The organism is Halomonas colorata, assembly GCF_014897985.1.
Taxonomy (GTDB): domain Bacteria; phylum Pseudomonadota; class Gammaproteobacteria; order Pseudomonadales; family Halomonadaceae; genus Vreelandella; species Vreelandella colorata.
Map to the genome: position 1 here is coordinate 58100 of NZ_JABUZA010000015.1, position 25435 is coordinate 83534.

The 25435-nt window shown below is 52.0% G+C and carries 23 protein-coding genes and 1 other RNA gene; 9 read left to right on the plus strand and 15 right to left on the minus strand.

Features of this window, described 5'->3' with window-relative positions; translation table 11 throughout:
• Positions 1-44 precede the first annotated feature (44 nt).
• Positions 45-1718 carry a DNA repair protein RecN gene (gene recN / locus INT33_RS09730; protein WP_192537980.1) on the plus strand — a complete coding sequence of 558 codons (1674 nt, stop codon included), beginning with the start codon at positions 45-47 and terminating at the stop codon, positions 1716-1718.
• 123 nt (positions 1719-1841) lie between these two features.
• On the opposite strand, the gene fur is transcribed toward recN, so the two are convergent.
• On the minus strand, positions 1842-2294 hold the full coding sequence (fur, locus tag INT33_RS09735; RefSeq protein ID WP_018917582.1) for a ferric iron uptake transcriptional regulator: 453 nt from the start codon (positions 2292-2294) through the stop codon (positions 1842-1844).
• Positions 2295-2366: 72 nt separating this feature from the next.
• Between fur and INT33_RS09740 the strand changes: the two genes are divergently transcribed.
• Positions 2367-2837 (plus strand): outer membrane protein assembly factor BamE, encoded by a 471-nt coding sequence (locus INT33_RS09740; RefSeq protein WP_193091773.1) that lies wholly within the window; start codon positions 2367-2369, stop codon positions 2835-2837.
• Positions 2838-2840: 3 nt separating this feature from the next.
• On the opposite strand, the gene INT33_RS09745 is transcribed toward INT33_RS09740, so the two are convergent.
• Complete coding sequence (locus INT33_RS09745) at positions 2841-3152, minus strand: RnfH family protein (RefSeq protein ID WP_193091758.1); 312 nt, start codon at positions 3150-3152, stop codon at positions 2841-2843.
• Positions 3142-3576, minus strand: coding sequence for a type II toxin-antitoxin system RatA family toxin (locus tag INT33_RS09750; protein WP_193091759.1), 435 nt, complete (start codon positions 3574-3576; stop codon positions 3142-3144). The genes INT33_RS09745 and INT33_RS09750 overlap by 11 nt, the downstream gene beginning before the upstream one ends.
• Positions 3577-3702: 126 nt before the next feature.
• Here INT33_RS09750 and smpB point away from each other — a divergent pair, with 126 nt between their 5' ends.
• Positions 3703-4194 (plus strand): SsrA-binding protein SmpB, encoded by a 492-nt coding sequence (smpB, locus tag INT33_RS09755; protein ID WP_087108742.1) that lies wholly within the window; start codon positions 3703-3705, stop codon positions 4192-4194.
• 45 nt (positions 4195-4239) lie between these two features.
• Positions 4240-4617: a transfer-messenger RNA gene (gene ssrA, locus INT33_RS09760) on the plus strand.
• Positions 4618-4682: 65 nt separating this feature from the next.
• Here the strand turns inward: ssrA and INT33_RS09765 are convergent.
• The 5 genes from INT33_RS09765 to INT33_RS09785 all read right to left on the minus strand — a co-directional run bounded on the left by INT33_RS09765 (position 4683) and on the right by INT33_RS09785 (position 9993).
• Positions 4683-5081 carry a lysozyme inhibitor LprI family protein gene (locus INT33_RS09765; protein WP_193091760.1) on the minus strand — a complete coding sequence of 133 codons (399 nt, stop codon included), beginning with the start codon at positions 5079-5081 and terminating at the stop codon, positions 4683-4685.
• Positions 5082-5230: 149 nt separating this feature from the next.
• Positions 5231-5959 carry a metal-binding protein ZinT gene (locus INT33_RS09770; protein WP_193091761.1) on the minus strand — a complete coding sequence of 243 codons (729 nt, stop codon included), beginning with the start codon at positions 5957-5959 and terminating at the stop codon, positions 5231-5233.
• A gap of 176 nt (positions 5960-6135) precedes the next feature.
• Positions 6136-7626, minus strand: a complete 1491-nt coding sequence (locus INT33_RS09775) for a cytochrome c (RefSeq protein ID WP_193091762.1) — start codon at positions 7624-7626, stop codon at positions 6136-6138.
• Entirely contained in the window at positions 7623-9281 is a 1659-nt protein-coding gene (locus tag INT33_RS09780) for a GMC family oxidoreductase (RefSeq protein ID WP_193091774.1), read from the minus strand. The genes INT33_RS09775 and INT33_RS09780 overlap by 4 nt, the downstream gene beginning before the upstream one ends.
• A gap of 37 nt (positions 9282-9318) precedes the next feature.
• The gene (locus tag INT33_RS09785) at positions 9319-9993 is read right to left on the minus strand and encodes a sugar dehydrogenase complex small subunit (protein WP_193091763.1); all 675 of its coding nucleotides are present in this window, start codon (positions 9991-9993) and stop codon (positions 9319-9321) included.
• A 288-nt stretch (positions 9994-10281) separates the two neighbouring features.
• Between INT33_RS09785 and INT33_RS09790 the strand changes: the two genes are divergently transcribed.
• From INT33_RS09790 to INT33_RS09800, 3 genes are all read left to right on the plus strand, one after another.
• Entirely contained in the window at positions 10282-11307 is a 1026-nt protein-coding gene (locus INT33_RS09790; protein ID WP_193091764.1) for a CNNM domain-containing protein, read from the plus strand.
• Between the two features lie 122 nt (positions 11308-11429).
• A complete protein-coding gene (locus INT33_RS09795; RefSeq protein ID WP_193091775.1) occupies positions 11430-12389 on the plus strand; it encodes a calcium/sodium antiporter in 960 nt (319 codons plus the stop codon).
• Positions 12390-12448: 59 nt separating this feature from the next.
• Positions 12449-12994 (plus strand): hypothetical protein, encoded by a 546-nt coding sequence (locus INT33_RS09800; RefSeq protein WP_193091765.1) that lies wholly within the window; start codon positions 12449-12451, stop codon positions 12992-12994.
• Between the two features lie 62 nt (positions 12995-13056).
• Here INT33_RS09800 and INT33_RS09805 read toward each other — a convergent pair whose 3' ends face one another.
• Together INT33_RS09805 and INT33_RS09810 are read right to left on the minus strand one after the other, a co-directional pair.
• Entirely contained in the window at positions 13057-14847 is a 1791-nt protein-coding gene (locus INT33_RS09805; protein ID WP_193091766.1) for a TRAP transporter permease, read from the minus strand.
• Positions 14848-14932: 85 nt separating this feature from the next.
• Complete coding sequence (locus tag INT33_RS09810) at positions 14933-15901, minus strand: TAXI family TRAP transporter solute-binding subunit (RefSeq protein ID WP_193091767.1); 969 nt, start codon at positions 15899-15901, stop codon at positions 14933-14935.
• 541 nt (positions 15902-16442) lie between these two features.
• Between INT33_RS09810 and nhaD the strand changes: the two genes are divergently transcribed.
• A complete protein-coding gene (gene nhaD / locus INT33_RS09815) occupies positions 16443-17918 on the plus strand; it encodes a sodium:proton antiporter NhaD (protein ID WP_193091768.1) in 1476 nt (491 codons plus the stop codon).
• A gap of 65 nt (positions 17919-17983) precedes the next feature.
• Here nhaD and INT33_RS09820 read toward each other — a convergent pair whose 3' ends face one another.
• From INT33_RS09820 to INT33_RS09835, 4 genes are all read right to left on the minus strand, one after another.
• Complete coding sequence (locus INT33_RS09820; RefSeq protein WP_407648075.1) at positions 17984-20584, minus strand: EAL domain-containing protein; 2601 nt, start codon at positions 20582-20584, stop codon at positions 17984-17986.
• A gap of 17 nt (positions 20585-20601) precedes the next feature.
• Positions 20602-21273 (minus strand): glutathione S-transferase, encoded by a 672-nt coding sequence (locus tag INT33_RS09825; RefSeq protein ID WP_193091769.1) that lies wholly within the window; start codon positions 21271-21273, stop codon positions 20602-20604.
• Between the two features lie 130 nt (positions 21274-21403).
• Positions 21404-21988, minus strand: a complete 585-nt coding sequence (locus tag INT33_RS09830) for an antibiotic biosynthesis monooxygenase (RefSeq protein ID WP_193091770.1) — start codon at positions 21986-21988, stop codon at positions 21404-21406.
• A 526-nt stretch (positions 21989-22514) separates the two neighbouring features.
• Positions 22515-22742: a DUF2835 family protein gene (locus tag INT33_RS09835; protein ID WP_192539379.1), complete on the minus strand. Its 228-nt coding sequence runs from the start codon at positions 22740-22742 to the stop codon at positions 22515-22517.
• A 127-nt stretch (positions 22743-22869) separates the two neighbouring features.
• Here INT33_RS09835 and INT33_RS09840 point away from each other — a divergent pair, with 127 nt between their 5' ends.
• Positions 22870-23451, plus strand: coding sequence for a putative metalloprotease CJM1_0395 family protein (locus tag INT33_RS09840; protein ID WP_193091771.1), 582 nt, complete (start codon positions 22870-22872; stop codon positions 23449-23451).
• 9 nt (positions 23452-23460) lie between these two features.
• On the opposite strand, the gene INT33_RS09845 is transcribed toward INT33_RS09840, so the two are convergent.
• Positions 23461-25233, minus strand: coding sequence for a putative bifunctional diguanylate cyclase/phosphodiesterase (locus INT33_RS09845; protein ID WP_193091772.1), 1773 nt, complete (start codon positions 25231-25233; stop codon positions 23461-23463).
• Positions 25234-25435: the final 202 nt, after the last annotated feature.

The window sequence follows — 25435 nt, forward strand, 5'->3', positions numbered from 1 at the left end:
GGATAAGTATCCAGCTTCTGCGTCGCACCGCCTCAGGGGGCCTCATGCTTACTCAGCTAGCGATTCAAGATTACGCCATTGTCGACCGCCTTGAGCTTGACCTGACCCACGGCATGACCGCCATCACTGGGGAAACAGGTGCCGGCAAATCCATCCTGCTAGGGGCCCTTGGCCTGTGCCTTGGCGAACGCGCTGATGCGGGCAGTGTGCGCCACGGGCGTGAGCGCACCGATCTTTCTGCGCGCTTTGATATTCAGCGCCTGCCCGCGGCTGTCGAATGGCTGGCCGCTCGCGAACTGCCCACAGACGAGTGTCTGCTGCGCCGTGTGGTGACGGCAAGCGGGCGCTCAAAAGCATGGATTAACGGCCAGCCTGCAACGATCACCGACCTAAAATCCCTCGGCGAGCAGTTGATTCAGATACATGGTCAGCACGCTCATCAGGCGTTGATGCGCGAAGAAGTGCACCTGGCCCTGCTGGACGACTACGCTGGTTTGCATGAAGCGCGCAGCAAGCTATCAGAGACCTACCGCGAATGGCGCACCGCCCGGCGGCGGCTTAAAAAACTCAGTGAAGAAGGTAGCGAGGTAGAGGCCAAGCGCCAACTGTTGCGCTACCAGTTAGAAGAGCTGGACCAGTTAAGCCTCGGCGAAAGCGAACTGCAGACGCTGGAAGAAGAGCAGCAAACGCTTGCCCACGCCGAAGAAACCCTGCGTGAAACGCAGCTTGCTGCCGACTGCTGCGCAAGCGACGACGGCGGCGCGCTGTCACTTCTCAATCAGGCCTATGCCCACTTGAGCGCCCTACCGGGTAGCGATAAAGGCATGCTGGCCAATACGCTTGCCATGCTGGGCGATGCGCGTATTCAAGTGGAAGAAGCCGCCAGCGAGCTGCACCGCTTTGCCAGCACCACTGAGCTTGACCCTGAGCGTTTAGCCTGGGTGGACGAGCGTCTGGCCGATATCCATCGCGTAGCGCGTAAGCATCACGTGGCGCCAGAAGAAGTCTGCACGTTGCATACAGAACTTCAGCAGGAAGTGGCTCAGCTAGAAGCCAGCGATGATGACCTTGAGGCGCTGGGCAACCAGGTGGCCGAGTGCCGTGAACGCTACCGCAGCGACGCGAAGAAGATCAGCGAGGCCCGCCAAAAGGCAGCCCTGCGCCTAGGTAAGGAAGTACAGCAACAGTTGGCTTTCTTGGCGATGGGTAAGGCACGCTTTGAGGTGGCGGTTTCCGCTCGTGAAACGCCGACACCTGAAGGCCTGGATAGCGTGCAGTTTTTAATTAGCGCCAACCCAGGCCAGCCTGCACGCCCGTTAGCCAAGGTTGCCTCTGGGGGTGAGCTTTCGCGCATTAGCTTGGCGATTCAAGTGGTAGCAGCCTCACACTCGACCATTCCAAGCCTGGTATTTGATGAAGTGGATGTGGGCATTTCAGGTGCCACGGCGGAAATCGTCGGTCAGTTGCTGCGCAAGCTGGGCGAAAATGGTCAGGTAATGACCGTCACACACTTACCCCAAGTGGCGGCCCAAGCGCATCAACATTTGCATATAGAAAAGCATGCCAAACGCGATACCACCCTTACCCACATGGCGTTACTCGACGAGCGTGGCCGCATCAGCGAGCTTGCCCGTATGCTGGGCGGGGTGAAGCTTTCCGACCAAACGCTGGCGCACGCTCGCGAAATGCTGCATGCCAGCCAGCGCCCACCGCATTAATCGCACCTGCCTCATCGATAATTATTAGCCACGCAAAACACCCCCATTCCGCTTCCTGTCTAAACAGGGGCAGCATGGGGGTTTTAGGCTGTGGCTAAAAAATAGCTGGCTGGGATTAGCCGTCTATTTTTTGTTGATCGACACGTTGACCTGGCGCGTTACGTCCGACCCACGAGGGCGCACATAAAGTACCAAGGCGTGATCGACCAGCTCATAGCCGTGCTCTTCGGCGATCTCTTGCTGACGTCGTTCGATGATGTCATCGAGAAACTCGATGATTTCACCACTTTCTAGACACACCATATGGTCGTGATGGTCTTCTTGCGTCATCTCAAATACTGCATGGCCGCCGTCAAAATTATGACGAATTACTAAGCCTGCTGATTCAAATTGCGTCAGCACGCGGTAAACGGTTGCCAAGCCAACATCCTCGCCCGCATCAATCAGTGTTTTATACACTTCTTCTGCGCTAAGGTGGTGTTGACCCGAAGCATTTTCGAGAATCTGAAGGATCTTGACGCGCGGCAGGGTCACTTTCAGCCCGGCTTTGCGCAGTTCATGGTTCTGATCGGCCATGGTTGCTCTTCGCAGTAACAGGTTAGGTCGGGTATGATCGACCGAAACCACGATAGTGAAGAACAGGCTCAAATGCAAAAATTGACTCGCATCATCACACTTTCCGTTGCCCTTACCGTCGTAAGTGGCTGTAGTTACGTTGGTGTTTACAAACGTGACATTCCGCAAGGCAACCTGGTGACTAAAGAAATGGTCAACCAGCTTCAGCCAGGCATGACCCAGGAGCAGGTTACCTATGTAATGGGTCGCCCGCTGCTGGAGGCGCCGTTTGATTCTAACCAATGGGATTATGTGTACCGCCTGGACGAAGCGTACGGTGGTGTTGAACAACGCCGCGTTACGCTGACGTTTGACCCGTCGGGCCGCTTATCCAATGTACAGCAGCAGGGCGATTTCTCGGGCGATATCCCGGTCAGCACAGACACGGGGCTTGGGCCTGCTCTAGAAGGCGCTGACCCGCTAGACGCGCTTCCCCAAGAGAGGATTCGGACGCAAACGCCTGAAACGGCACCTGCGCCTCAGCCCATCCTGCGTTCCGAGTAAACATTACTGGCCGCTCGCTTGACGCTTTGCGCGCTCCAAACGGGCGGCCTTTGGGTCGATTTGCAGCGGGCGGTACACTTCAACGCGATCCCCGGCACGCAGCGTTTGCGTATCGGGGTTGCGCAGCGCCTTGCCAAAAATTCCCAGCGGCGCCTTAGTGAACGTATCTTCAGGCAGCTCGGGAAAGAGCTGTGGCAAATTGGCCAACGCCACGGCATGGCGCGCGGTCGTGCCCTGAGGCACCTGTAAGGCCACCAGACGCTGTTTGGCGGGCAATGCAAAGGCTATCTCTACCGGCAGGCTGTTATCGCCCATACAGCTCGTCAGCGCGCTTGGTGAAGGCATCTACTAATTGGCCAGCAATTTGCTGGAACAGACGCCCAAAAGCCATGCTTAATAGACGGCTGGCAAATTCAAACTCCATTTCCAGGCTGACTTTGCAGGCATTATCCCCCATCGGGGTAAACAGCCAGCGCCCTTTTAAGCGTTTAAACGGCCCTTTCACCAGCGACATTTCAATTTGTTCTGGTGTAAACAGGTCATTACGCGTTGTGATGGTTTGCTCCACCCCCGCGCGACCCAGAGTCATTTCCCCGATTAAATGGGTTTCGTCACGCTCAAGTAAGCGTGCCCGACTGCAGCCCGGCAAAAACTCGGGGTAGCGTTCGAAATCGTTGACCAGATCGAACATTTGCTGGGGGGTGTGCCGCACCAAGGCGGAACGATTGACGGTTGGCATTGACCTCTCCGCTGACTTCACAGTGCCCAAAGCGTATCATGGGAAACATTTTTTCAGACCTTGAATGGTATCACGCCTCCCCATATAACGAAGGGGGTGCCACTGACAGATTACAGATGAGGTTTCATGGCCACTAAGAAAGGTAACAGTAAGGGCCCCGGCAGCAGCGTTATTGCCCAGAACAAGAAGGCACGGTTTGAGTACCATATTGACGAAACCTTCGAGGCAGGTCTTGCGCTCGCGGGTTGGGAAGTCAAAAGCCTGCGCGCCGGTAAAGCCCAGCTCACCGACACCTATATTTTGGTGCGCAACGGCGAGGCGTTTTTATTGGGTAGTCATATCATGCCGCTCAACACGGCAAGCACCCATGAAATAGCCGACCCCACGCGTACCCGTAAATTGTTGTTGCATCGTAAAGAAATAGCCAAAATCTTTTCGATTACCCAAGATAAGGGCCACACCTGCGTGCCGCTCAAACTCTACTGGAAGCGCAATAAAGTAAAGTGTGAATTGGCGCTGGTGACCGGCAAACAGTTGCATGACAAGCGGGCAACAGAAAAAGATCGTGACTGGAGCCGTCAAAAAGGACGAATTATGCGGGAACATAACAAGGCATAACTGGTCAATCAGGTGTGAGCACGTTAGAATGCTCACCTGTAATAAGGGGGCGACATGGTTTCGACGCCGGTGACAACCCTTGCGGTGCATGCCGAGAGCGTGATGTATCTCGTAAATCCCACATCACGAAAAATAGTCGCAAATGACGAAAACTACGCTCAAGGCGCGCTAGCAGCTTAAACTGTTAGCTTCTTGTCTGGCCCCAAGGTGATGTGCCTATTCATCATTGAGGGGATACGAGCTAAAGCTGATAGGACCGCGTTTGGTGGTGTCTTCTCGCCAAGCGTTAAACTTTAGAAGGCTCGCGTTGCTGAATCCTGATCGTCGGAGTCAGTGGCGTTAAAACAAATGACGAAATCTAAGCATGTAGAGCCAATAGGCGCGTGCTGGCGGACGCGGGTTCAATTCCCGCCGCCTCCACCAGACACCCCTACAAATCAAGCACCTAACGGTGCTTTTTTTGTATCTATAGTCAGTGTTTGTATTAGCTACCTGACGCAGCTTAGGTCGCCCTCTTCGCAGTTGGCATGCTCTTGCAGTCTTTGCGTGCGCGCTTTAGTGAGTGCTTCAAGACAACCATTGCGTACCATAGGCTGGGCGCTACCGCCTTCTACCGCGCTACTCTCGAACGCACATTCGACGTCACGAAAACCAATCCACTTGCGCTGGGCCGCTCTGAGCTTTTCAAGTGACGCCCCATTATTCTCAAGCCTTCCGATCAATGCCTGATAAGCCTCGTTAAGCTCATCATCAGCCATTTGGTATGTTTGCGCCGAGCACTGGGTCATTTCCATCTGTGTTTCAGGGCTATCACACTCTTCATTGGCGCTTACCCAGCCGCTGAAAATCAAAAGCCCCACGCCTGTCCATAGTGACCATAATCGCATCGTGATACCTATCGCTGGTTAATAAAGCCAAAGCGGCAACATTCGTTTTGTCTGTATTACAGATTAGCTTTTTTTCATGCTCTCATAACAGCAAGACGCCAGCATTTCTGCTGGCGTCTATAACGAACTATTAAAAAGGTGGCTCGATCTTAGTGCGCGATCATTTCTTCGACGATTTCATCACCGTTTAACTCAGACGGGTAGTACGTCGGCCAGTGAGTGACCTCTTCCAGCAGCGCTTCGCGGTCATCACCCCAGTAAAGATGGAAGTGGTGCGCATCGGTTGGGTAGATATCGTGGTCGCTAAATTGAATGTACTGAGGAAGATTGTCAGCGGCGTCCTCGCCCTCTAGTTCGAAAATAAACCGTACGCCGCGGTTGCCTGCTTTGTAGGTTAAAATCTCGTAGCCATCATATTGATACTCGCCCGTGTTCTCTTCACCATTTTCGTAGAACGTGACGTTATTGTCTTCGATAACGATACGGTCAACCGCTGTTTGGTAACCGGTATCGTAGTACTCCTTGTACTCTTCCGCCGTTTTATCGCCATGCTCGGCTTTGTGGGCAAACACTTCATCCAGCGTGCCATCTTCTAGATAGGGATAAACGGACTGCCAATCACCTTCCCAATCAGAAAGCGGGCGGTCCGCCACCTGGTCATCACTAAAATGCCCCGAATTGATATCGCTGTTGTGATCATGTCCGTGGTCGTGCGAATGGTCATGGCCATGAGAGTGGTCGTGTGAATGATCATGTGAGTGGCTATGATCATGGTCGTGGTGTTCATGCTTGTCATCTGCAACCACCGACTGAATACCTGCCAGTACCAGCGAGCTGATGGCTAATGCGCTGAGTGCTTTGGATGAGAGTAACGGCATCTTTCAGACTTCCTTTTCCAGTGAATAGATTATTTTTAACGAGACATAAAGATACAATATAACATTACACTCATAAAATCCACCAAGTCGAAACTTAGGTGCTAAAAAAGCACCGGCGAGACTCATCGGTGCTTCTGGTACTGAAAGTTACAACACTTCAGCAGGCCGAAAAGCCACTAGGCTCTAACGGTACGTTTCCGGCGTTTACTACAATGACGCACTATCAGCCATATGACGAGTGCAGCGAGCAATACGGCTATCGCTAGCATTATCCATATAATAAACGGCTGGATCCTGGCGAGCAGTGGCTTTTCTCCGCCTTCACGCGCTTTAGCAACATCCGCACTGGTCACCTCCAGCGCTGGATTACCATACTGCTGCAGCACGTAGTTTGAAATGGCCGCAACGTCGTCGTTAGACAGTTCGTTAATCATTGAGCCTTTGGAAAAATGCGGCATAAAGAATGCTTCATCACCAACTTCACGATCGATGCCATAGACGATAGCGGCGATTAAGTTGGCGGCATTTTTACCGCCGGTTGCTGTGTTATTAAACAGCTGTGGATAATATTGCTGCCCGCTACCGCCGCCACTTGGCTGGTGGCAGCTTGCACAGCTACCGCTAAAAAGTTTTTCACCTGTATCCAAACTATCGATCTTATCGTGTTCAGCGGTACCGCGCAGCGTTGGCTCAAGGTTTTGCGCTTCACCAAATGCGTAGGCCGGTTGATCCTGCTGCTCATCTCGAATAGCGGGCACTTCTCTTAAATAAGCCACAATGGCGGAAATGTCGTCATCGGTGAGGTATTGAAAGCTATTTTCAATCGCCTCGGCCATTTGCCCACCCGCCTGGCCTTTGCCTTCAACGTGCCCCGTACGTAAAAACTGGATGAGTTCTTCATCACGCCAACCGCCAACTCCGCTAATGTCATCGGAGGTAATATTGGGCGCGTACCACGCTTCCAAGTACGCCCCACCAAGAAACTGGCTTTCACGCTCGGCCATTAGCATATTACGTGGGGTATGGCAGGTACTGCAGTGGGCGGGGCCATTGACTAAATAAGCCCCGCGATTAACCTGATCGCTTTGCGCGGGATCTGCTTCAAAAGGGCCTTCTTCCAAAAAGAGTGCGTTCCATACCGCCATGCTCATACGAATATTAAAGGGGAATGGCAGCTCAGTGTCAGTAACCTGTTCATCTACCGGCGCAACGTCGTGCATAAAATAGGCATAAAGCGCTGCTACGTCTTCGTCAGTGAGCTGCGTATAAGCCGTATAAGGCATAGCCGGATAAAGATAGGCGCCATCGGCACGCACACCTTCACGTAGTGCCCGGGCAAACTCTTCTTGCGTGTAGTTTCCAATTCCTGCGGAGGTAGAGGGGGTAATGTTAGTTGCCCGAATATCGCCAAGCGGCGAAACGATGTTGTAGCCACCGGCAAACGGCTCGCCTCCCTCAGGCATCGTATGACAGGCCGTACAGTCTGAGGCGATTGCCAAATAACGGCCTTCTTCTATCAATGCCTCCTGTTCAGAAGCAGGCTCACTCTGCGTTGGCTCGGTCTGTGCAAACGAGTAAGAGGTGCTGAAAATCCCGAGCACAACGGACGAAATGATGGCTGCTTGTTTGAAAGCGCCAAACGCTGAGCTTTGTTGTAAGGCAATCATGCGTTCCCCCGCCCGAGCTCTTTGGCGACCGAGTCGGCGGCTTTCAGGCCCAGCGCTACCATGGTGAGTGTGCTGTTCACAACACTGGCCGAAGGCATCGCGCCACCCCCTGGCAACCATAGATTGGGGTGGTCGTGGGTTCGACAATCACCATCCACCACCGAGGTACGGGGATCCGCTCCCATGATCGTGCCGCCCATGATGTGGTTATTGGCGTTTAAATCTTCGGTGATATGGAACTCAGCCGCGCCAAATAGCTTGCCAATAAACTCCAACTGGCGATGCGATGCTTCAGCGCCTTTATGAACATACTCGCCCACATCGTAATGAATATCGGGGCATGGCAGCCCTAGCTCATCACGCCGGGTCTCGCTTAGCGTCACGCGGTTATTGGGATTAGGTAGCGGCTCCAGACTGATCGAAAGGTCCACGCCATAAATAGTCCGTCGGCGAATCTCATCATCAAGCGCCCGGCCTACTAGCCCCTGCTTCAACGCTTCAGTAGTGGCGGCTTCCACGCGGGAAAGGTTGTTGAGAATTACCTTGTTGGATGAGTATTCGGAGCGGAAGTCGCCATCTCTCGGGCCAACCATACAGCTACTTTGCGCCGGGCCGCGGCCTGTCCAGAGCGGCTCATCGGCCATAAACGTACAGTGAAAGCCTGAGTGGTCCATCATATAGCGTCCCACTTGATCAGTAGAATTGGCGATGCCCTGCGGGTTGCGTTCGTTCGCGGCCATCAGCAGCAAGCGTGGGGTTTCCAAGGCATTACAGGCCAGTACAAACATTTTGCCGCTTGCCTTGTGAGACACCTTATCCGCATCAAACCAGTGAACCTCTGTTATCCGGTTTTCTTCATTCGTATCGATTTTATAGACCACCGCTTCGGCGAGGACTTTGGCGCCTTTAGCCTCGGCGCTCTCTACATGATGGATGCCGTTATACATGGCACCGATGGGACAAATGGGCATGCAGTTATTATTACCGCAGCAGGCAGGCCTGCCCTGCCAGGGGCGCACGTTACGCCCCTGGGGAATCGGCACCAAGCGGTAGCCGTGCGGGTTAACCACCTCGGCAAAGCGTATATCACCATAGTTCCAGGGAATCATGTCCATGGGATAGGGTCGGCTACGCTCGGAGGGTGATTGAAGCGCTGGGTCGTGGGGCCCGGCCACCCCCATTTCTTCTTCTGCCAAACAGTAGTAAGGTTCGAGTTCTTCATACGAAATAGGCCAGTCCCGCCCTACCCCATAGGCACTTTGCATCTGCATATCTACTGGCAGGTGGCGCCAGCAGGAAGCCGCCCAGTGCCAGGTAGTGCCGCCGACCACCCGCAAATAGCCCTGGCTAAAACTGCCCGCGCTGGGCCCAAACTGCTGCACATAGTTATTTTCGGGGAAGTACAAAGGCGCAGGGGCAAGCGGTGATTGAGGATAAAGCCCCTGATAATCAGACCCTGCCCGGTTTTGAAAAGGCATGTTGCGCCAGTTCTCGACAATTTGCCCACGGTTAATGCGCGGGCCGGCCTCCAATACAAGCACCGAGTGTCCCTTGGCGACAAGCTGGTCGGCCATCATCGCACCTACCACGCCCGAGCCAACGATTACTACATCTGCCGACGCATCGCCATTTGCGTCGAAATCAGGTGTTCTCATCACGATTAATTCCCTGCCGGTTTTAATTCAAAGCTTTTTAGTTGGGTGCGGTTTCTGGCACCGCCGGGGCGTCTTCATCTACAGGCAGGCCGGTTGTCTCTGGCTCCTCCATGGTTTCCATATCGGGAGGTGAAACGCCCGCCGGTGGTGGATCCTGTACCCACCAGGCTGGACCGTTGCGACAATAAGTACGCACCGTTTGGCCGTCTTGAACGGTCCGGTACATCAAGGCTTCGGGGTAAGCCACTACGATGGCGTCTTCACCCATATCGACAGTGCCTGTATACCAGGCGGCCACCACCGCCAGGGCCATTTCCTCAAGCCCTGCATTTGTTGCGCTAGCCAATAGCGTATCGGGGTCGCTATTCTCTTGCACGAGTCCCGCAAGACGTTCTAATTGAGCAGCGTTAACTTCATTAGCGTCGCTTATGGCTTGGTGAATACGCTGAGCGGTAATGGGATGAAGATTTTCATGCCCGGTAATGGCAACGGAAAAACGCATGAATGCTTCATGCTCAGGCGTAACATTGCTTTCGATCGCACGGCTGGCTGGAATCTCCTGCGCAATGCTAAAAGGCCAATGCAATAAGAAATAACTTACTGCAGTTACCGCAAGTCCACCGACCAGCACCTGACGACGAGAAACCTCGACTTCAGGGGAGATGGGTAAAAAATGCGGAGCGTCGTGGGCGCCTATTGCTTCCTTATTCATACAGTCCCCTGCCAAGTATCAATTAGTGCCTGCGTCATTTTTATTATCTCAATCAACACCTTAGGAGTCGTATTTGTTTCATATCGGCTAGTACGAAGCATTAACATTCTCTTAATAATTAGCAGACAAACTTTCGCTATTAAAAGAGTAGTAGAAATTATCCAAGAAGGGAGACAAAAATCCTGAGAACCTATATTTAACAACATAAATTAGGTCTTTAAAGCACTCATTGACAGCTTAAATAGCTTAACTATAAAGAGATCAAACCTCTTAATCCTGTGAGCCGATATGATACTTTTAATAACAATTGTTATTTTAACTATTTCAGCCTCTTTTCTATGCTCGATACTTGAAGCCTCATTACTGTCCATTACACCAAGCTATATTGCCCAACTTAAAGATGACCGCCCTAAATTACATAAATCACTTGATACGCTTAAAGCCAACATCGACCGCCCACTTGCGGCTATTTTAACACTTAATACCATTGCCAATACGGCGGGAGCTACGGGAATAGGCGCCCAGGTAGCCGCTGTGTTTGGGGATGTTTATGTCGCTGTCGCCTCGGCAGTCATGACGATTTTAATCCTGGTGTTCTCAGAAATTATTCCTAAAACGTTAGGGGCCAACTATTGGCGTCGTTTAGCGCCTTTTCTGCCGTCTATTTTAAATATCTTGATGGTGGTGTTAATACCATTTATCTGGCTATCAAAAATCATTACCCGGCGGCTGGGTAAGGCAGATGGAGGTATTGATTTGCGTAGCGAAATAAAAGTATTAGCGCGTGCAGGTCTGGAAGAAAAAGTAATGGATAACGATGAAACACGCACCATTACCAATATTCTTAACCTGCATGAAATTCCGGTAACTGAGGCGATGACGCCACGCGCTGTCAGTGAAACGGTCGCACCGGATATGACCGTGGCCGATTTCGATGAACGCTTCGGCAAGCTCTCTTTTACACGTTACCCTGTTATGGACACTAACGAACAGGCCTTAGGCTATATACATAAGCTTGAGATTTATCAAGCCGAACCGGATAGCACCATGCAGGCATTGATGCATCCCATGGGAGCTATCGCCGACAGCACAAGCGTTGAGCAGGTATTTTCAGATATGCTCACCAGCCGTCACCATATGCGGGTGATTTATGACGAGCATGGAACCTGGCTTGGCATCATTACCCTTGAAGACGTTATCGAAACTATTCTGGGTCAAGATATTGTGGATGAAACAGATAAAATTCAAAATCTTAGAAATCATGCTAAACAGCGCTGGCTCAAACAAGTAAAATCCGACACGCCCCTTCAATAGTGAACTCCTGACCAATATTTTATCTTCTTAAGCGTTAAAAGAATCGGTCTCGCTATGTATTAAATTAACGCTTATAGTCGCTGATATTAGGCGTTTAGGCTTCATGGTGGAGATCATTTATGCTGCTTTATGGACTGAGTTTATTAGCGGGTATTGCGCTTTTAACGCTAGGCGGTGAAGGGTTGATTCGCGGTGCCGTCGCCGGAGCCAAACGGCTGGGCGTTTCACCGCTTTTTACCGGGCTCGTTATTGTAGGGTTTGGTACCTCATCGCCCGAGCTGGTGGTCTCGATTCACGCCGCCATGAACCAGCAGCCCGACATCGCAATTGGTAACGTGATCGGCAGCAATATTGGCAATATCTTATTGATTCTTGGCGTTTGCGCCCTTATCTGTCCAATGACCACCCAGCCACAGGCACTTAAGCGCGATGGACTGGTGATGATGCTGGCGGCAGTACTATTCATTGCGTTAGCTTTCAACGGCAGTCTAGGGCGTTTTGATGCGGCCGTACTCCTCGTTAGCCTGACGGCCTATCTAATATGGGCCTACCGCAGCGAAAGTGGCCAGCATACCCCTTCCGCCGAGCTGCATGCCGCGGTGGCAGACGAAGTTACCAAGCTGCCCAGCAGTACGCTGTTTATCATGATGGCCTTAATTGGTGGACTGGCCCTGCTGATCGGCGGGTCTCAGCTGTTGCTATATGGCGCCATCGGTATTGCCCAGGCAATGGGCATTTCAGAAGCGGTTATTGGGCTTACCATTGTAGCCATTGGTACATCACTACCTGAGCTTGCTGTCTCTGTCATTGCGGCTCTACGGCGGCATGCCGATGTGGCAGTGGGTAATATCCTGGGCAGCAATATCTTTAACATCCTTGGCATACTGGGCGTGTCCGCCTTCTTGCAGCCGCTAGCGCTAGTGGAACGCATGGCATCATTTGATCAGTGGGTAATGCTGGGTGCCTCCGCGCTGCTTATTGCATTCCTCTATACCGGTCTGCGCTTATCGCGCGGCGAGGGACTATTACTCTTAGTGGGATACATAGCGTATTTGACGGCCAGCTTTACGGTGATTAGTTAAGTTTTGTACGACAACGGCTTGCGCTCGACCATACGACGTTAACAGCATAAGGAAGCACAGTGATTCTTGGTACTCTTGGGCCTGAAGGCAGCAATCATGCGTTAATTGCTGGACGCTACCTCAAACGTCGGGCGGCGCAAGGCAGCCAATACATTTTCTTCGATACGTTTGAGGCAGCTTTCGAGGCACTGCTGGCCAGTGAACTAACCCATGTACTGCAATGTACGGCACATTTCAGCCATGCCGACTGCGTAGGTCGCTATATGCATCGTGCCTTTCCAGTAGATACGTTTATTGCGGGCAGTAAGCCGCTGGCGCTGCTCGCCCGTCGTGATGCTCCCGAACCAGAGCACATCGCGCTTCAGCCTGCCACGCGTTACTACACTGATTTAAGCGCGTTCAAGACGATCATTGAGGCACCAACAACGGTGGCCGTCGCCAATGGATTGATTGAGGGTCATTATCAGGCCGGTATTTGTGCAGAAGAAGCACTGGCCCAGGCGCCTGATACGCTGACCTTGGTACGCTCGCTTGGACCCGCTATTGATACCTGGGTTATCTATGCCACCGAAGCCTTAAATGAAGACTCGCCGCTGCGCATATAGTGCTTTTGCTTTTAATAGTGTGTTTTACATTAGCGCACATTGGCAGCGACGAACCCGGCAAGTTAGATCGCGAAGATAAGCAGCGCGCCCACCACCACAAGCACCAGGCGTAGCCATAGCGCTTTATTCGCAATGACGCCAAAGGAGATCGCGCCCAGGCCTACGGCCACCTTAGCAGTATCAAACAGCGCCCCAGCAGGGTCAAAGGCAAGCCGAATCATGTCAGGGTTAGCGACCATCGCTAACGGAATGATATAAAGCCCGATGCCCAGTGCCATGGCCTTAAGCGCTACTTTGAGCCAGTTCTCCCCTACCATGCCCGCCGCGATAAAGACCCCACCGCATACCGGCGGTGTAATCGTCGACAGCAGCGCATACCAGAACACAAACAGGTGAGCGAGCAAAGGCTCAAGGCCTAGCGACGTTAGCGCAGGTCCCGCTACCGAGACACAAATAACATAGGCCGCGGTGGTGGGTACTTCCATACCCAAAATCAAACACGCAAGCGCCGTCAACAAAAGCGCAGGCCACAGCATATCGTTGGAAAGCGACAGGATACCCGACGTGATTTTCACCCCAAGCCCGGTCAGCGAGAGCACGCCTATCACCAGAGAGGCGCAAATAATGATGGCACCAATCATGGCAATCTGTCGCCCGGCAGTCACCATAGCGAGCATGAAACGGGCTGCAAAACCGGGTAGAGAGAAGCGTAGCGTAACGTTAAAAAACAGAAGTGCCAGCCCGGCAAAAATCGCAATGCTCGCTGCGTACTGAGGCGTATATCCACCTACGAAAATACATACCAGAAGCAGTACAAAAGGCACTGCAAAAAACAGCGAAGTAATCAGCACTTCTTTTCGCTTGGGCCGCTCGTTTTCGGCGACAGGTTGGAGATCGTGACGCGTGGCATAAGCATTAATACCTACCCAAACGGTCAGAAAGTAAAGAAAAGCGGGCAACACAGCGGCTGCCATAATCTGTGTATAAGGCGTTCCGGTCAGTTCGACCATGACAAACGCCCCCGCCCCCATCAGTGGCGGCATAATTTGCCCGCCGGAAGAAGCCACCGCTTCTACCGCACCCGCCAAGGATTTTGGGTAGCGCAGGCGCACCATTGAGGGAATAGTAATCGCCCCGGTAGACGCCACATTGGCCGAAGCGGAACCTGAAATTGACCCCATGAGTGCCGAAGAAATGACCGCGACTTTAGCGGCGCCGCCGGTCAAGCGGCCCGCCATAGCGCTCGCTAAGTTCATAAACCCCTGGCCCGCTTCACCCGCGTTGAGCACCGCGCCAAAAATAACGAAGATTGCGACAACGCCTACACTGACACCGGTCAGCGACCCCCAGAGCCCACCTTCGGCAATGGTAAGCGTACCCACCATGCTCTGTAGGGGAATACCCGGATGACCAAATGTACCTGGGACATACTGCCCCAAAGCGCCATACAGCAAGGCAAGTAATGCCACCAACGGCAGCGGCCAACCAATGGCTCGCCGAGCCGCCTCAAGTGCCAACGCGATCAGAAAAACGCCAATAGCCATTTGCAGATGGCTGTCGATAAACCCGTACTGATTGGCAAGCACCGCTTCGTTAAGCGCGATATAGCCACACGCCGCGACACCTAGCGCTGTTAGTATCCAACCACTTGCCCGCTGCCAAGGCGTTTTCGCCATAAATATCAACACCCACGGCAGCAGTAGCGCCATATGCAGCGGCCGGCTAATCAGCGCCGGGGTCAAACCGTAAAAGATAAGTCCCAGATGAAAGGCCACGCTTAAGCTGCCCAGCGCTACCCAGCCACGAGCGGCAGGAGCCTTATCGCTTGATGTTGCCGTTGAAAAAAGAGTCATGCCTTATGCCTGTTGAAAACTAACCATCAATAAATAGCGACGCCACGAAGAGCGCTTCGTGGCGTCGGCACTGCTTAGAAGAGAATTAACGTAGCGACTCAGGAACCTCGACACCGACTTCGTCGTAATAACGCAAAGCACCAGGATGCAGCGTCCCTGTCATATTGGCGAGCTGCTCAGGGGATATGCCATTCCACCATGCAGCTTCTTCAGCCATGGCATCACGGCGCTCCCAAAAGGTTTTCGTCAGCATGTAGGCAGTATCGTCATCCATTTGTGATGTGGTATACGCCATGACCGGCAACGAGGTGGTCTGTACATCCTCATCAATACCGGGATAAGTGCCACCAGGGATGGTCTGGCGCGCTGCACCGGTCATCTCGATTTGCTCATCGGTGAGGCTCACCATCGCAATCGGCATACTGGCGGCCACTTCAATGATATTGGGCGTTGGATAGGAGCTGGCCGTTACAAACCCATCAATCTGACCGTTTTTCAGCGCATCGGGGCCACTGCCTAGCGCAGCATCCGCTATCTGCACATTCTCCTCCAACCCGAACAGCCTTAGGTAGCGTTCGGCTTCTCGAGCGCCGAAGGTGCCGCGGCCGATTAGAAGGTGCTTGCCTTCAAGCGCCTCAATACCTACAGCGCCTGTATCTTCCGCCAAGATGAAGTGCATGGTAATTGCGGGGATGGGAAACAGGCCACGAATCTCCTGAAAACGCGGGTTCTGGCGTTCGGCAAACGGCCCTTCACCGGCCATTGCTTGCTCAACTAAAGCCGGAGGCGTGGTAAAAACGTAGTTACCCTGACGCGCCATCACTTCCATTACGTTTTGAACCGAACCCTGGCTCTCTTCCAGCGTAAGAACGATGTCATCATTCGTACCCTGGCGGATGGCTTCAGATAACTCCACGCCCATTTGATAATAGGCGGTCCCCGCCGTAGCAGATTTATAAGTAACCCGTGTATCCGCCTGGGCCGTGAAACTTAGTGAAAGTGTGGTGACAACCAGTAAAGGCGTACATAGAGCAGAGCGTAGAAAAGGGAGCATGGGCAATTCCTAATATTCAGCGACCTTAATGGTCTGATTTTTTTGTCGCGCTGAAGGTGTGGCGTATCTCAACAAGCCAGGCTACGAGCCGTATCTGGCTCAGCCAACATAGCATGTAAAGTGCCCGCCAGGAACGCTCCTCAGGCCTAAAATGGACTGGCCGACGCTCGCCCTGAGACTACCCGTCATACAAGCGGTCTGACCTGGAAACTACCAGCCCAACGTCTACATAAAATTAACAAAAATGGCTGCTAATACAAAACGTCATTAAACGTTCGTTTTATTAACCCTTCGTCTTATTATTATCCATTCATTATCATGGGATGATTCAGCAATAGCAGCGTGACACTTATTCATCGCTAAACGGCACAGATATTTATTAAGTAACTTACTGTTAACAAAACGGATAATTTATAAAAAAGCCATCATCGTTTAGTGACCGCTTTTTTTGATTTTATTTTGTCTTTAGCAGCCAAACGGGTTGTTACATCTACCTCTATCATTAATGCCTTCTAATAAACTTAAAAAAGGATAATACACTATGTTGACGCAGCATCATGAGCCAGGCCAGCCACGGGTTTCTCGTCGCTGGCTTTTTTTGTTAGCCGCTTTGCTATCGCTTTATAGCACCTCGACCCTGGCAGTCACCGGCGAGCTCGATTTAACCTCATCGGCCGTTGGCTTTTTTGCCGTCGCGATTTTTGTACTCGCGTATGCCCTGGTGATGGCGGAAGAAAAGATTCATATGCGCAAGTCTAAGCCGGTCTTGGTGGCGGCGGGGATTATCTGGTGTCTTATTGGCTGGGTGTACGTTCAAAACGGCATGTCTGACACGTCAGAATACGCGTTTCGTATGACGCTTTTAGAGTTCACCGAGCTAATGCTGTTCCTGCTGGTCGCGATGACCTATATCAACGCCATGGAAGAGCGTCGGGTGTTCGACGCGTTACGCTCCTGGATGCTGCGTAAAGGATTTAGCTATCGCACGCTATTCTGGCTGACCGGTGGGCTAGCCTTTGTCCTCTCCCCAATTGCCGATAACTTAACCACAGCACTTCTCATGTGTGCAGTAATCACCAAGGTTGCTGAAGGCGATAAGCGCTTTATCAATTTGGCGTGTATCAATATCGTCGTCGCCGCCAATGCCGGAGGGGCGTTTAGCCCCTTTGGCGACATCACCACACTGATGGTATGGCAGGCTGGGATTATCCATTTCCAGGAGTTCTTTACGCTCTTTTTACCCTCTCTGGTTAATTTCTTGATTCCTGCAATAGTAATGAGCCTGTGTATTAAGAATCAAAAGCCCACCAGCGTGTATGAAGATGTTCAGCTAAAGCGTGGCGCAAGGCGGATTATCGTACTCTTTTTGCTGACTATTTTAACGGCGGTTATCTGCCACACGTTCCTGCATTTGCCACCGGTGCTTGGCATGATGACAGGGCTTGGCTACCTTCAATTCTTCGGCTTCTACCTACGCAAAAGTCTACCCCGCTCGCTGGAGCGTAAGCGTGAACGCTACAGTCGTCATGGTGATAACAAGAAGCTGGCGCAGTTGGGTAGCGTGGTACCGTTTGATGTCTTTAACCGCGTGGCGAGGGCCGAGTGGGATACTTTGCTATTCTTTTACGGCGTGGTCATGTGCGTGGGCGGTCTTGGGTTTATGGGCTATTTGAGCCTGCTTTCCGACATGCTTTATACAAATTGGGATGCTACCTGGGCCAACATTGTGCTTGGGGTGGTTTCCGCCGTGGTCGATAACATTCCGGTGATGTTTGCCGTTCTGACCATGCAGCCGGAAATGTCGCACGGTCACTGGCTGCTGATTACGCTAACCGCCGGGGTAGGCGGCAGTCTGCTTTCCATCGGTTCTGCCGCAGGCGTTGCGGTAATGGGGCAGGCGCGGGGCTCTTATACGTTTATGGGCCATTTGCGCTGGGCACCGGTTATTGCGTTGGGCTATATCGCCAGTATTGCGGTTCATTTGTGGCTTAACGCAGAAAGCTTTCTCAACTATTAATACGCGTCCTCTGTTGGCTCGGCTTTCCTCTTCGCATAACGCCCTGAACCGGGGCGTTATCGCTTTTAATAGCTTTCAAATAAGTATTCGATGGGCGTGGGCCGTCCAAAAAGATAGCCTTGGTAGCGGTAACAGCCATGACCTTTTAACCAATCCAACTGCTCTTTTTTCTCTACGCCCTCCGCCACCACGGTTAACCCCAGGCTCACCGCCAGGAGAATGGTGGTATCGACAATCGCCGCATCGGCTTTATCCGTTAGCAGTTCGCGAATAAACGATTGATCAATTTTCAGCTCATCCAGAGGCAGCCGTTTAAGGTAGCTAAGCGAAGAGTAACCCGTGCCAAAGTCATCAATGGCAAAGCGAATACCTTGGGCGCGCAATTTAAGCATCGTATTGCGTACGCGTGTTGGCTCGCGCATTAGCAGACTTTCCGTTACCTCCAAGACCAGCCGCCCTGGCGGTGCCTGGGTCTGGGCAAGCAGGCCCTCCAGGTTGCGTACAAACTCAGGCTGTTGAAACTGGACAGAGCTAACGTTAACGGAAATGGTTAACGCCGCATAAGAGGCTTGATTGGCCCATTTGGCAAGCTGTTCACAGGCAGACTGAAGCACCCAGTAACCAATGGGCACGATGAGTCCATTCTCTTCCGCCAGAGGAATAAAGGTGGATGGCGGCACCCAGCCACGCTGAGGGTGATACCAGCGTAAAAGCGCTTCTACCCCGGTCGTTTTACCTTGATGATCAACCTGCACCTGATAGTGCAGTGCCAGTTCCTTGCGCTCCAGAGCGTGACGTAAATCGCTTTCAAGGTTGGTCCGCTCAATGAGGCTCGTTTGCATATCCTGATTAAAAAAGCGCAGCGTGCTGCCGCCCGCCGTCTTGGCCTGCTGTAACGCCAGGTCGGCCTGTTGTAGCACGCTGTTCATACTGTGATCGGCACCATCGAACAGCGCAATGCCGATACTTGCATTAACCGGTAACGAGCGGTTAACACGCAGTTGGGCAACGGCGTCCAGCAACTGTCTGGCGGCACGCTCAGCGCTCAGAGCTGCTTCAGCTTGATGCTCGCCGAGTCTTGCCAGGAGGGCGACAAATTCATCGCCGCTGAAGCGTGCCAGCACCGCGCCCTCGGGTAAGTACTGGCGCAACTGCTTGGCAACATCGATTAACAGCTGGTCGCCACTTTCGTGGCCCTGTATATCGTTGACCAAATGAAAGTTATCCAGATCGATCACTAACAGGGCGCTATACGGGCGCGTGGTATTTTCCTGTTCGATCTCCCAGGTCAGCGACTCCATCAATAAACGCCGATTGGGTAGCCCTGTCAGCACATCATAAAATGCCAGATGATTAGTGCGTGACTGCATTTCCAGGTAGTCCGTCAGCTCGGTTGAAATACCGCACAGGCTGGCAGGCGCACCCGGCGACAATGCCAATGGCATCTTGATGGTTAAGAAAGTGCGCACCTGATCGCTGCTTCGCAGGACATTGCTCTCTTCAATGGTGACCTTTCTACCTGACTCCATGACGCTGCGATCGACCTGAGCGATTTCGTGCGCGGTCGTACTGTCAAAAAAGTCGTTATCGCTTTTGCCCAGGATTTGCTCTGCCGGTAAACCAAATAGCTCGCTCACCTTTTGATTTACAAACTGATAACGCAGGGACGGCGTTTTAATATAGATATACGCATCAACGCTATCCAAAATGGTTGCCAGCATTACTTTATTGGCGTTGAGCTGCTCTCTGTTAGACGCCATGCGCCGTTTAAGCCACAGCGCACTGCCCAGCACGATAATGCAAAAAGTGGCCAGCAGCCAAAGACACCACCATAACCAAACGGGGATAGCTTCGGGCGGCTGCGCTTCAGCACGCCAGGCACGCAACGTGCTGAAATACTCAGAGTGAGGATCCCGCTTCCAGCGGCGCAGCACTTGGTCAATACGTTCCAACACTACATTCGATAAGGCAGGCGAGCCTGCGTAGAAAAGCCGAATCGGCTGAAAGATAATCGCCGTTTCATACAGCCCGTAATTATGCGCGCGCCAATCGCCAAACAGGTGATCCGAGACCGCCAAATCAGCCCGCCCCATTGCGACGGCCTGGAAGCCTTCCGCATAGCTATCGACAGCCATCCAGGAGACCATCACATCAAAGCGCTCCGTTACCGCTGCCAAATAATTCTGTTGAATAGATCCCTGCACTACCGCAATACGCTTGTTCTCAAGGTCAAGAATCGCCTCAACGCCCTCGCCTTCGTGCTGATAGAGCTGCGACCAGCTGTGCATGACGGGTTCACTATGAAACGTAAAGCGTTGAGCACGTTCTTCACTCCAGGCGACATCAGGCACGAGATCGATGTCGCCCTGCTCAAGCAGGTTAAGGCAATGCTGAAATTCACAGGCGATGGTTTCCAGCTGCCAATCCTCTTGCTTGGCAATCGCTTCAAGCAGCTCACCCAAAATGCCCCGCAGCTTCCCCCTATCGTCGACAAATAGCTTGGGGGGATTGTGGTAGGCCCCCACCAACAAGGTCTCATTAGCCAGGCTCGAAAAAGCGAGGCCGCATGACCCAAGCAATACGCCTGCCGTGACAGCCCATCGCCGAGGGCGGTGTACCGCCATCCCGTATTTAGGCAAACGTAGCATTTCCCGGGAAACAAACATCGCGAGCATAATAAGGATTACTCGCCAGGCATGGTAAGTGGCCCGGCACGCTCAACCACCCGCTGCCAGGCAGGGTTGGTTTCAATGCGTTCAACAAAACCGGTAATGGCCGGATATGCAGCCAAAGATCTTGTTGCCTGCATGGCCTGAAGCGGAAAGCTCATTTGGATATCAGCACCGCTTGGCCACTCACCCGCAAAGCTACCTTTTTGGGCTAAATGATTTTCGATAAAACTCAGATGTTGCTTGAGCTGAGGATTTAAGAAGCGCTGACTAACCGTATCACCGATACCCTTAGCCAGCGGCTTAATAAACCACGGAGACTGTTTAGGCACCTGCTTAAAAACCAGCTGCATAACTAATAAAGGCATTAAGGAACCTTCGGCATAATGTAGCCAATACCGATAATCCACCCAGCCATGAGTTTTATCAAGAGAAGGTTGCAAACGGCCATTACCATAAGTCTGTATTAGATAGTCAATAATGGCACCAGACTCTGCGACCACAAGTTCGCCATCCGTAATAACTGGCGACTTACCTAAAGGATGAATACTTTTTAATGCTTCAGGCGCTTGCTGGGTTTTAGGATCGCGCTGGTAAACATGTATTTCATACGCTAGTTCTAGCAACTCTAGAAGCCATAAAATTCGATGAGAACGCGACTTTTCCAAATGATGAACGTGGATCATATAATACTCCATGGAAGCGACGTGCTATGCAGGCCTTGCGCCCGCGCCCGTTATCCTTTTTCTTGCAAGCATATTCAGCTTAGCAGCGTTGCCTACCAGGGAGTAAATATCTAAGTAAAAAAGACTTACATTACAAATTTATGTTCGACGTACGCCGCAGGCGCGCCAAAATATCTGACAGCGACCACGCTCCTTGAAGCCAGGGCGATAAAAGCCGGGTAGAAAGTGGAATAAACACAAACACCATCACCGGCGTTAACATCAGGGTACTCGCCAGCACCCTGGGAACTAGCGCCCAGTCGCTTAATACACCGCCAAATATCCACTGAAAGAGCAGCGAGATGGGGAAAAACGCCAACCACACGGCCACGGCCTGCTTCCACCGGGGTGGCGTGTGGCCTGAAGCTGTTTGAAACCAAGCGTCTAACCCCGTGGCGCGGTGCTCATGAGGAGCATCATAAAGCCCTTTACCACGCATTAGCCAAGCGCTGCGTGAAGCAGAATGCTCCCAAGCATGCAGTGTTTTGCTGCTGCTGAAACGAAAAATGATCTGATATTCATCATCATGGCTGGGCGGAGCAAGTACGCCCGACCCCAAATAACCGGGAAAATCAGCCGCCAGCTCACGGCCTTCGTTTAGCCATCGATTAAAATCATGATAGCGGCCGCTGGCAACGCGCCGAGCCACCATGAGGGTGACAGGTGAGGCAGACATGGTATATCTCCTAATAGCGCCACAGCCAATGCCGGGTAAGCTGGCTGCAAACTGACAGGCGGGTAAGCCTGGAAGTGTTCATGGCATCAATGATGGGCGCATTATAAAGGCAATCTACAGGCCATGTACTAACTATTTACATACGAAGAAATTACTAGTAACGACTAATACTTATTTAGTAATACCGCTAAGCAAGTAACGTAAAATTTTGCGGATAAAAGAGCAGAAAGACATCAGAGGATTAAAAAGGCTGTTAGAGACGATATTCTTAAACGCTATAATTTTCGTTACTATTTTTAGGCACTAAAATTCCGATACCAAAATTTCAACACCCTGTTTCCGACACTCTGTTTCCGACACTCTGTTTCCGACACTGTATTTCAAATACTGTATTTCAAATACTATATTTTTCAAGGATACATTTTTGCACTGCGCTCTTAAGCACTAAAATGGTGCAAAGATAACCTATCGCCATTCCCTGCGGTGCTGTCGTGTGGCTGATAGCGACAACAAAAACCAACTACGCTTAACCTCTTTCAAGAGGCTGAATACTCATAAAGCGCCCTTCACTTGAAAATATAAGACGGAAAATACCATGAATACCATTCTGACCCACAATGCGTCGTATGGCCTCGGCAGGAAAAACCACCCAGCGCCCATCGACGCTTCGCGCCCGCACATGGGCGATGCGCCCTTCATAGTGGGCTAAACATTCATCAGGGCTCAGGTGGAGAACAACGTCAATGGAAGGCATGGCAGTACTAATCAAAATAAGATGTTGCAGCAAGGCATACGCGCTTGCACGCTTTTAATCGCTCGCGGATAGGCTATAGTAACTCAACCCTATAATAACGTAATAGCTCAGGCGTCGGTAACTGCTTATGGAATCCACTATCAGTGCTTCTTCTCCGGCTTCAGTGGCGTACGCTACGGTTTCTAATCGCGTATCGCCCCCGGCTGACGATACCCAAAACGCGACCGACAAATCTGCGATCCAAGAAGATGCAACGAACAAAGCTGACAGCGAGGTTACCGCAGGCCCGACCCGTGCCGACGGGACGCCTTTGGCGCCTGAAGAGATTCAGCTGCTTGAGCAGTTAAAACAGACGGACCGTGATGTTCGACAACACGAAATGGCCCATCAGATCACGGGCGGCCCCTATACCGGCGGCGCCACTTACGAATATGAAATAGGCCCCGATGGGAAACGCTACGCCGTGGCAGGTGAAGTGCCTATCGATTACGGCCCCGTCCCAGGCAACCCCCAGGCAACAATAGAAAAGATGCAGACTGTCATTGCGGCTGCACTGGCACCTGCCGATCCATCACCCAAAGATTTGCAGGTCGCCTCCCAAGCCCGTCAGTATTTATTGGAAGCCAAGCTTGAGGCCGCACAGCAACAGAGTGACATGAACAAAGCGCGTGGCCCCGAGCCTGAAATGGCTGCCGGCCAAGCGGCTTAATATGCCCGCTTACGAAAGACGCGTCAGCGCCTGCCAGTCGGTTTGATTCGGCCATTGGATAAGCCAAGCGGGTATTGCCTCTGCAGGCATGGGCCTGGCGATCCCAAATCCTTGGGCCAGAAAACAGCCTAATTTCATCAGCGCTTTGGCGTGATCCAATGTTTCTACCCCTTCCGCCAGCATGGCTCGGTCAAAGCGATTGGCCATATAAATTACGCTTTCCACAATCGCCATGTCGTTTGGATCAGTGAGCATATCGCGTACAAAGCTACGATCAATTTTGATCAAATCCACCGGCAACTGGCGTAAATGGGTTAGCGATGAAAAGCCTGTGCCAAAATCGTCGATGGCAAACCCTACCCCCAATGACTGACAGCAGGCTATATTCTTAAGTGCTGCGGTAATATCGTGCATAGCGGCACTTTCCAGCACTTCTAGCTTCAACATTTTAGGCGGCACATGTGAATAGCGTTTTAATAACTCGCCTAACCGTTGACTAAAATCGCTAATCAGCAGGTGCGTTGGACTGATGTTCACACTGATAGTTATCGAAATACCCTGCGCTTGCCACTGAGTGAGTTGATTAAGTGCCTGCGTCAACACCCACTCACCTAAATCTATTTCGAGCGACGTGGTATCAATCGTGGAAAGAAACTGCCCAGGTGCCAGCAATCCTTGCTCAGGATGCTGCCAACGAATAAGGGCCTCAACGCCAATAACCTGACCGCTACGCATATCCACCTGGGGCTGGAAATACAGGCGCAGCTCATCGCGGTTAAGCGCGTCAATAAAGCGCTGACGCTGTTCGTGGCGTACCTGGAGTAAACGGTCCTGGTCAGGATCAAAGAAGTGGTAGGTATCACGCCCGCGCTGCTTGGCACGGTACATGGCCTGATTGGCGTGGCGCAGCAATATATCTCCCTGTACATGGTCACGAGGATAAAGCGTAACTCCCAGGCTGACCGTCAGATAAATGCTCTGCCCCTCAATCACGATGGGTTGGCGAATAGCCGCTAGCAGCTTTTCAAAAAATATATTATCCACGCCGTGGTGTAGCAGCAGGACAAACTCATCGCCCCCTACGCGGGCCAACACATCGTCGCCAAACAGCAGATGACTGATACGCTGAGCAAATGAGGAGAGTAAAACATCCCCCATTTGGGCGCCCAAACGCTCATTGATCGTTTGGAAAAAATCAATATCCAGTGAGCAGATGGCAAGCGGCAGTTGCTTTTGATCGGCATGCAGAATTGATTCTTGGATCAATTGGGTTAGCAGCTGCAAATTCGGCAGGCCGGTCAACGCATCGAAATAAACCTCCCGGTTTAAATGCCGCGCATGGGAAGGAATGGTCGATAAATCTGTCAACACAATGACGTGATGATCAATGCGCCCCTGGTCATCGTGAACTCGGTTAATCGACATCATGCCAGGATAATACTGTCCGTCATGACTTCGATAACTCACCTGGTGCTTACTACGATCTCGCAGCCTAAGCTCTTCGTGTACCAATGGCATTCTGCGGCTATCATCTAGCGGCAAAATACTAAAGGCTTCCGGCGTTTTGTTACTGGCCTCTTCAAGCGTTAGCCCGGTGAGTTCGCAAAAGGCCGGATTAACGTCAATCACCCGATTATCTTTATCGGTAATAATGATCGCTTCGTTGGCAAACACAAAAGTGGTGTCGGCAGGCGAGCAATGCCCGTGCGCACTCTTAACCGGTATAGCGTCCACCTGGCGCTGAAAAGGCGTCTTTTGCGGCACGTCGGTAGGCGGATACATTATTGCTCCTTGGTCCTTGCGCATTTAAAGCGCGTGCTGCCAAGCGGCTTTTTTACTGCCGTTTACGCACTTTTTATTGAAGGTTATACGACATACTACCACCGTCGATCAGTCTCGTGCTCTAGGGAAGGTCTGAATAACTGCCGATATTCATCAACGCTCACTTGAGCCGACAAAAAATCGAAAATTCAGACACTCTTCT

Bases quoted from the DNA above. Each gene is read 5' to 3' on its own strand.
- INT33_RS09740 (WP_193091773.1), top strand. From the start codon at position 2,367: ATGCAAAAATTGACTCGCATCATCACACTTTCCGTTGCCCTTACCGTC.
- INT33_RS09750 (WP_193091759.1), bottom strand. From the start codon at position 3,576: ATGCCAACCGTCAATCGTTCCGCCTTGGTGCGGCACACCCCCCAGCAA.
- INT33_RS09765 (WP_193091760.1), bottom strand. From the start codon at position 5,081: ATGCGATTATGGTCACTATGGACAGGCGTGGGGCTTTTGATTTTCAGC.
- nhaD (WP_193091768.1), top strand. From the start codon at position 16,443: ATGTTGACGCAGCATCATGAGCCAGGCCAGCCACGGGTTTCTCGTCGC.
- INT33_RS09745 (WP_193091758.1), bottom strand. From the start codon at position 3,152: ATGGGCGATAACAGCCTGCCGGTAGAGATAGCCTTTGCATTGCCCGCC.
- INT33_RS09820 (WP_407648075.1), bottom strand. From the start codon at position 20,584: ATGTTTGTTTCCCGGGAAATGCTACGTTTGCCTAAATACGGGATGGCG.
- INT33_RS09810 (WP_193091767.1), bottom strand. From the start codon at position 15,901: ATGCTCCCTTTTCTACGCTCTGCTCTATGTACGCCTTTACTGGTTGTC.
- INT33_RS09790 (WP_193091764.1), top strand. From the start codon at position 10,282: ATGATACTTTTAATAACAATTGTTATTTTAACTATTTCAGCCTCTTTT.
- smpB (WP_087108742.1), top strand. From the start codon at position 3,703: ATGGCCACTAAGAAAGGTAACAGTAAGGGCCCCGGCAGCAGCGTTATT.
- INT33_RS09785 (WP_193091763.1), bottom strand. From the start codon at position 9,993: ATGAATAAGGAAGCAATAGGCGCCCACGACGCTCCGCATTTTTTACCC.
- INT33_RS09835 (WP_192539379.1), bottom strand. From the start codon at position 22,742: ATGCCTTCCATTGACGTTGTTCTCCACCTGAGCCCTGATGAATGTTTA.
- recN (WP_192537980.1), top strand. From the start codon at position 45: ATGCTTACTCAGCTAGCGATTCAAGATTACGCCATTGTCGACCGCCTT.
- INT33_RS09770 (WP_193091761.1), bottom strand. From the start codon at position 5,959: ATGCCGTTACTCTCATCCAAAGCACTCAGCGCATTAGCCATCAGCTCG.
- INT33_RS09780 (WP_193091774.1), bottom strand. From the start codon at position 9,281: ATGAGAACACCTGATTTCGACGCAAATGGCGATGCGTCGGCAGATGTA.
- INT33_RS09775 (WP_193091762.1), bottom strand. From the start codon at position 7,626: ATGATTGCCTTACAACAAAGCTCAGCGTTTGGCGCTTTCAAACAAGCA.
- INT33_RS09845 (WP_193091772.1), bottom strand. From the start codon at position 25,233: ATGTATCCGCCTACCGACGTGCCGCAAAAGACGCCTTTTCAGCGCCAG.
- INT33_RS09840 (WP_193091771.1), top strand. From the start codon at position 22,870: ATGGAATCCACTATCAGTGCTTCTTCTCCGGCTTCAGTGGCGTACGCT.
- INT33_RS09830 (WP_193091770.1), bottom strand. From the start codon at position 21,988: ATGTCTGCCTCACCTGTCACCCTCATGGTGGCTCGGCGCGTTGCCAGC.
- INT33_RS09805 (WP_193091766.1), bottom strand. From the start codon at position 14,847: ATGACTCTTTTTTCAACGGCAACATCAAGCGATAAGGCTCCTGCCGCT.
- fur (WP_018917582.1), bottom strand. From the start codon at position 2,294: ATGGCCGATCAGAACCATGAACTGCGCAAAGCCGGGCTGAAAGTGACC.
- INT33_RS09825 (WP_193091769.1), bottom strand. From the start codon at position 21,273: ATGATCCACGTTCATCATTTGGAAAAGTCGCGTTCTCATCGAATTTTA.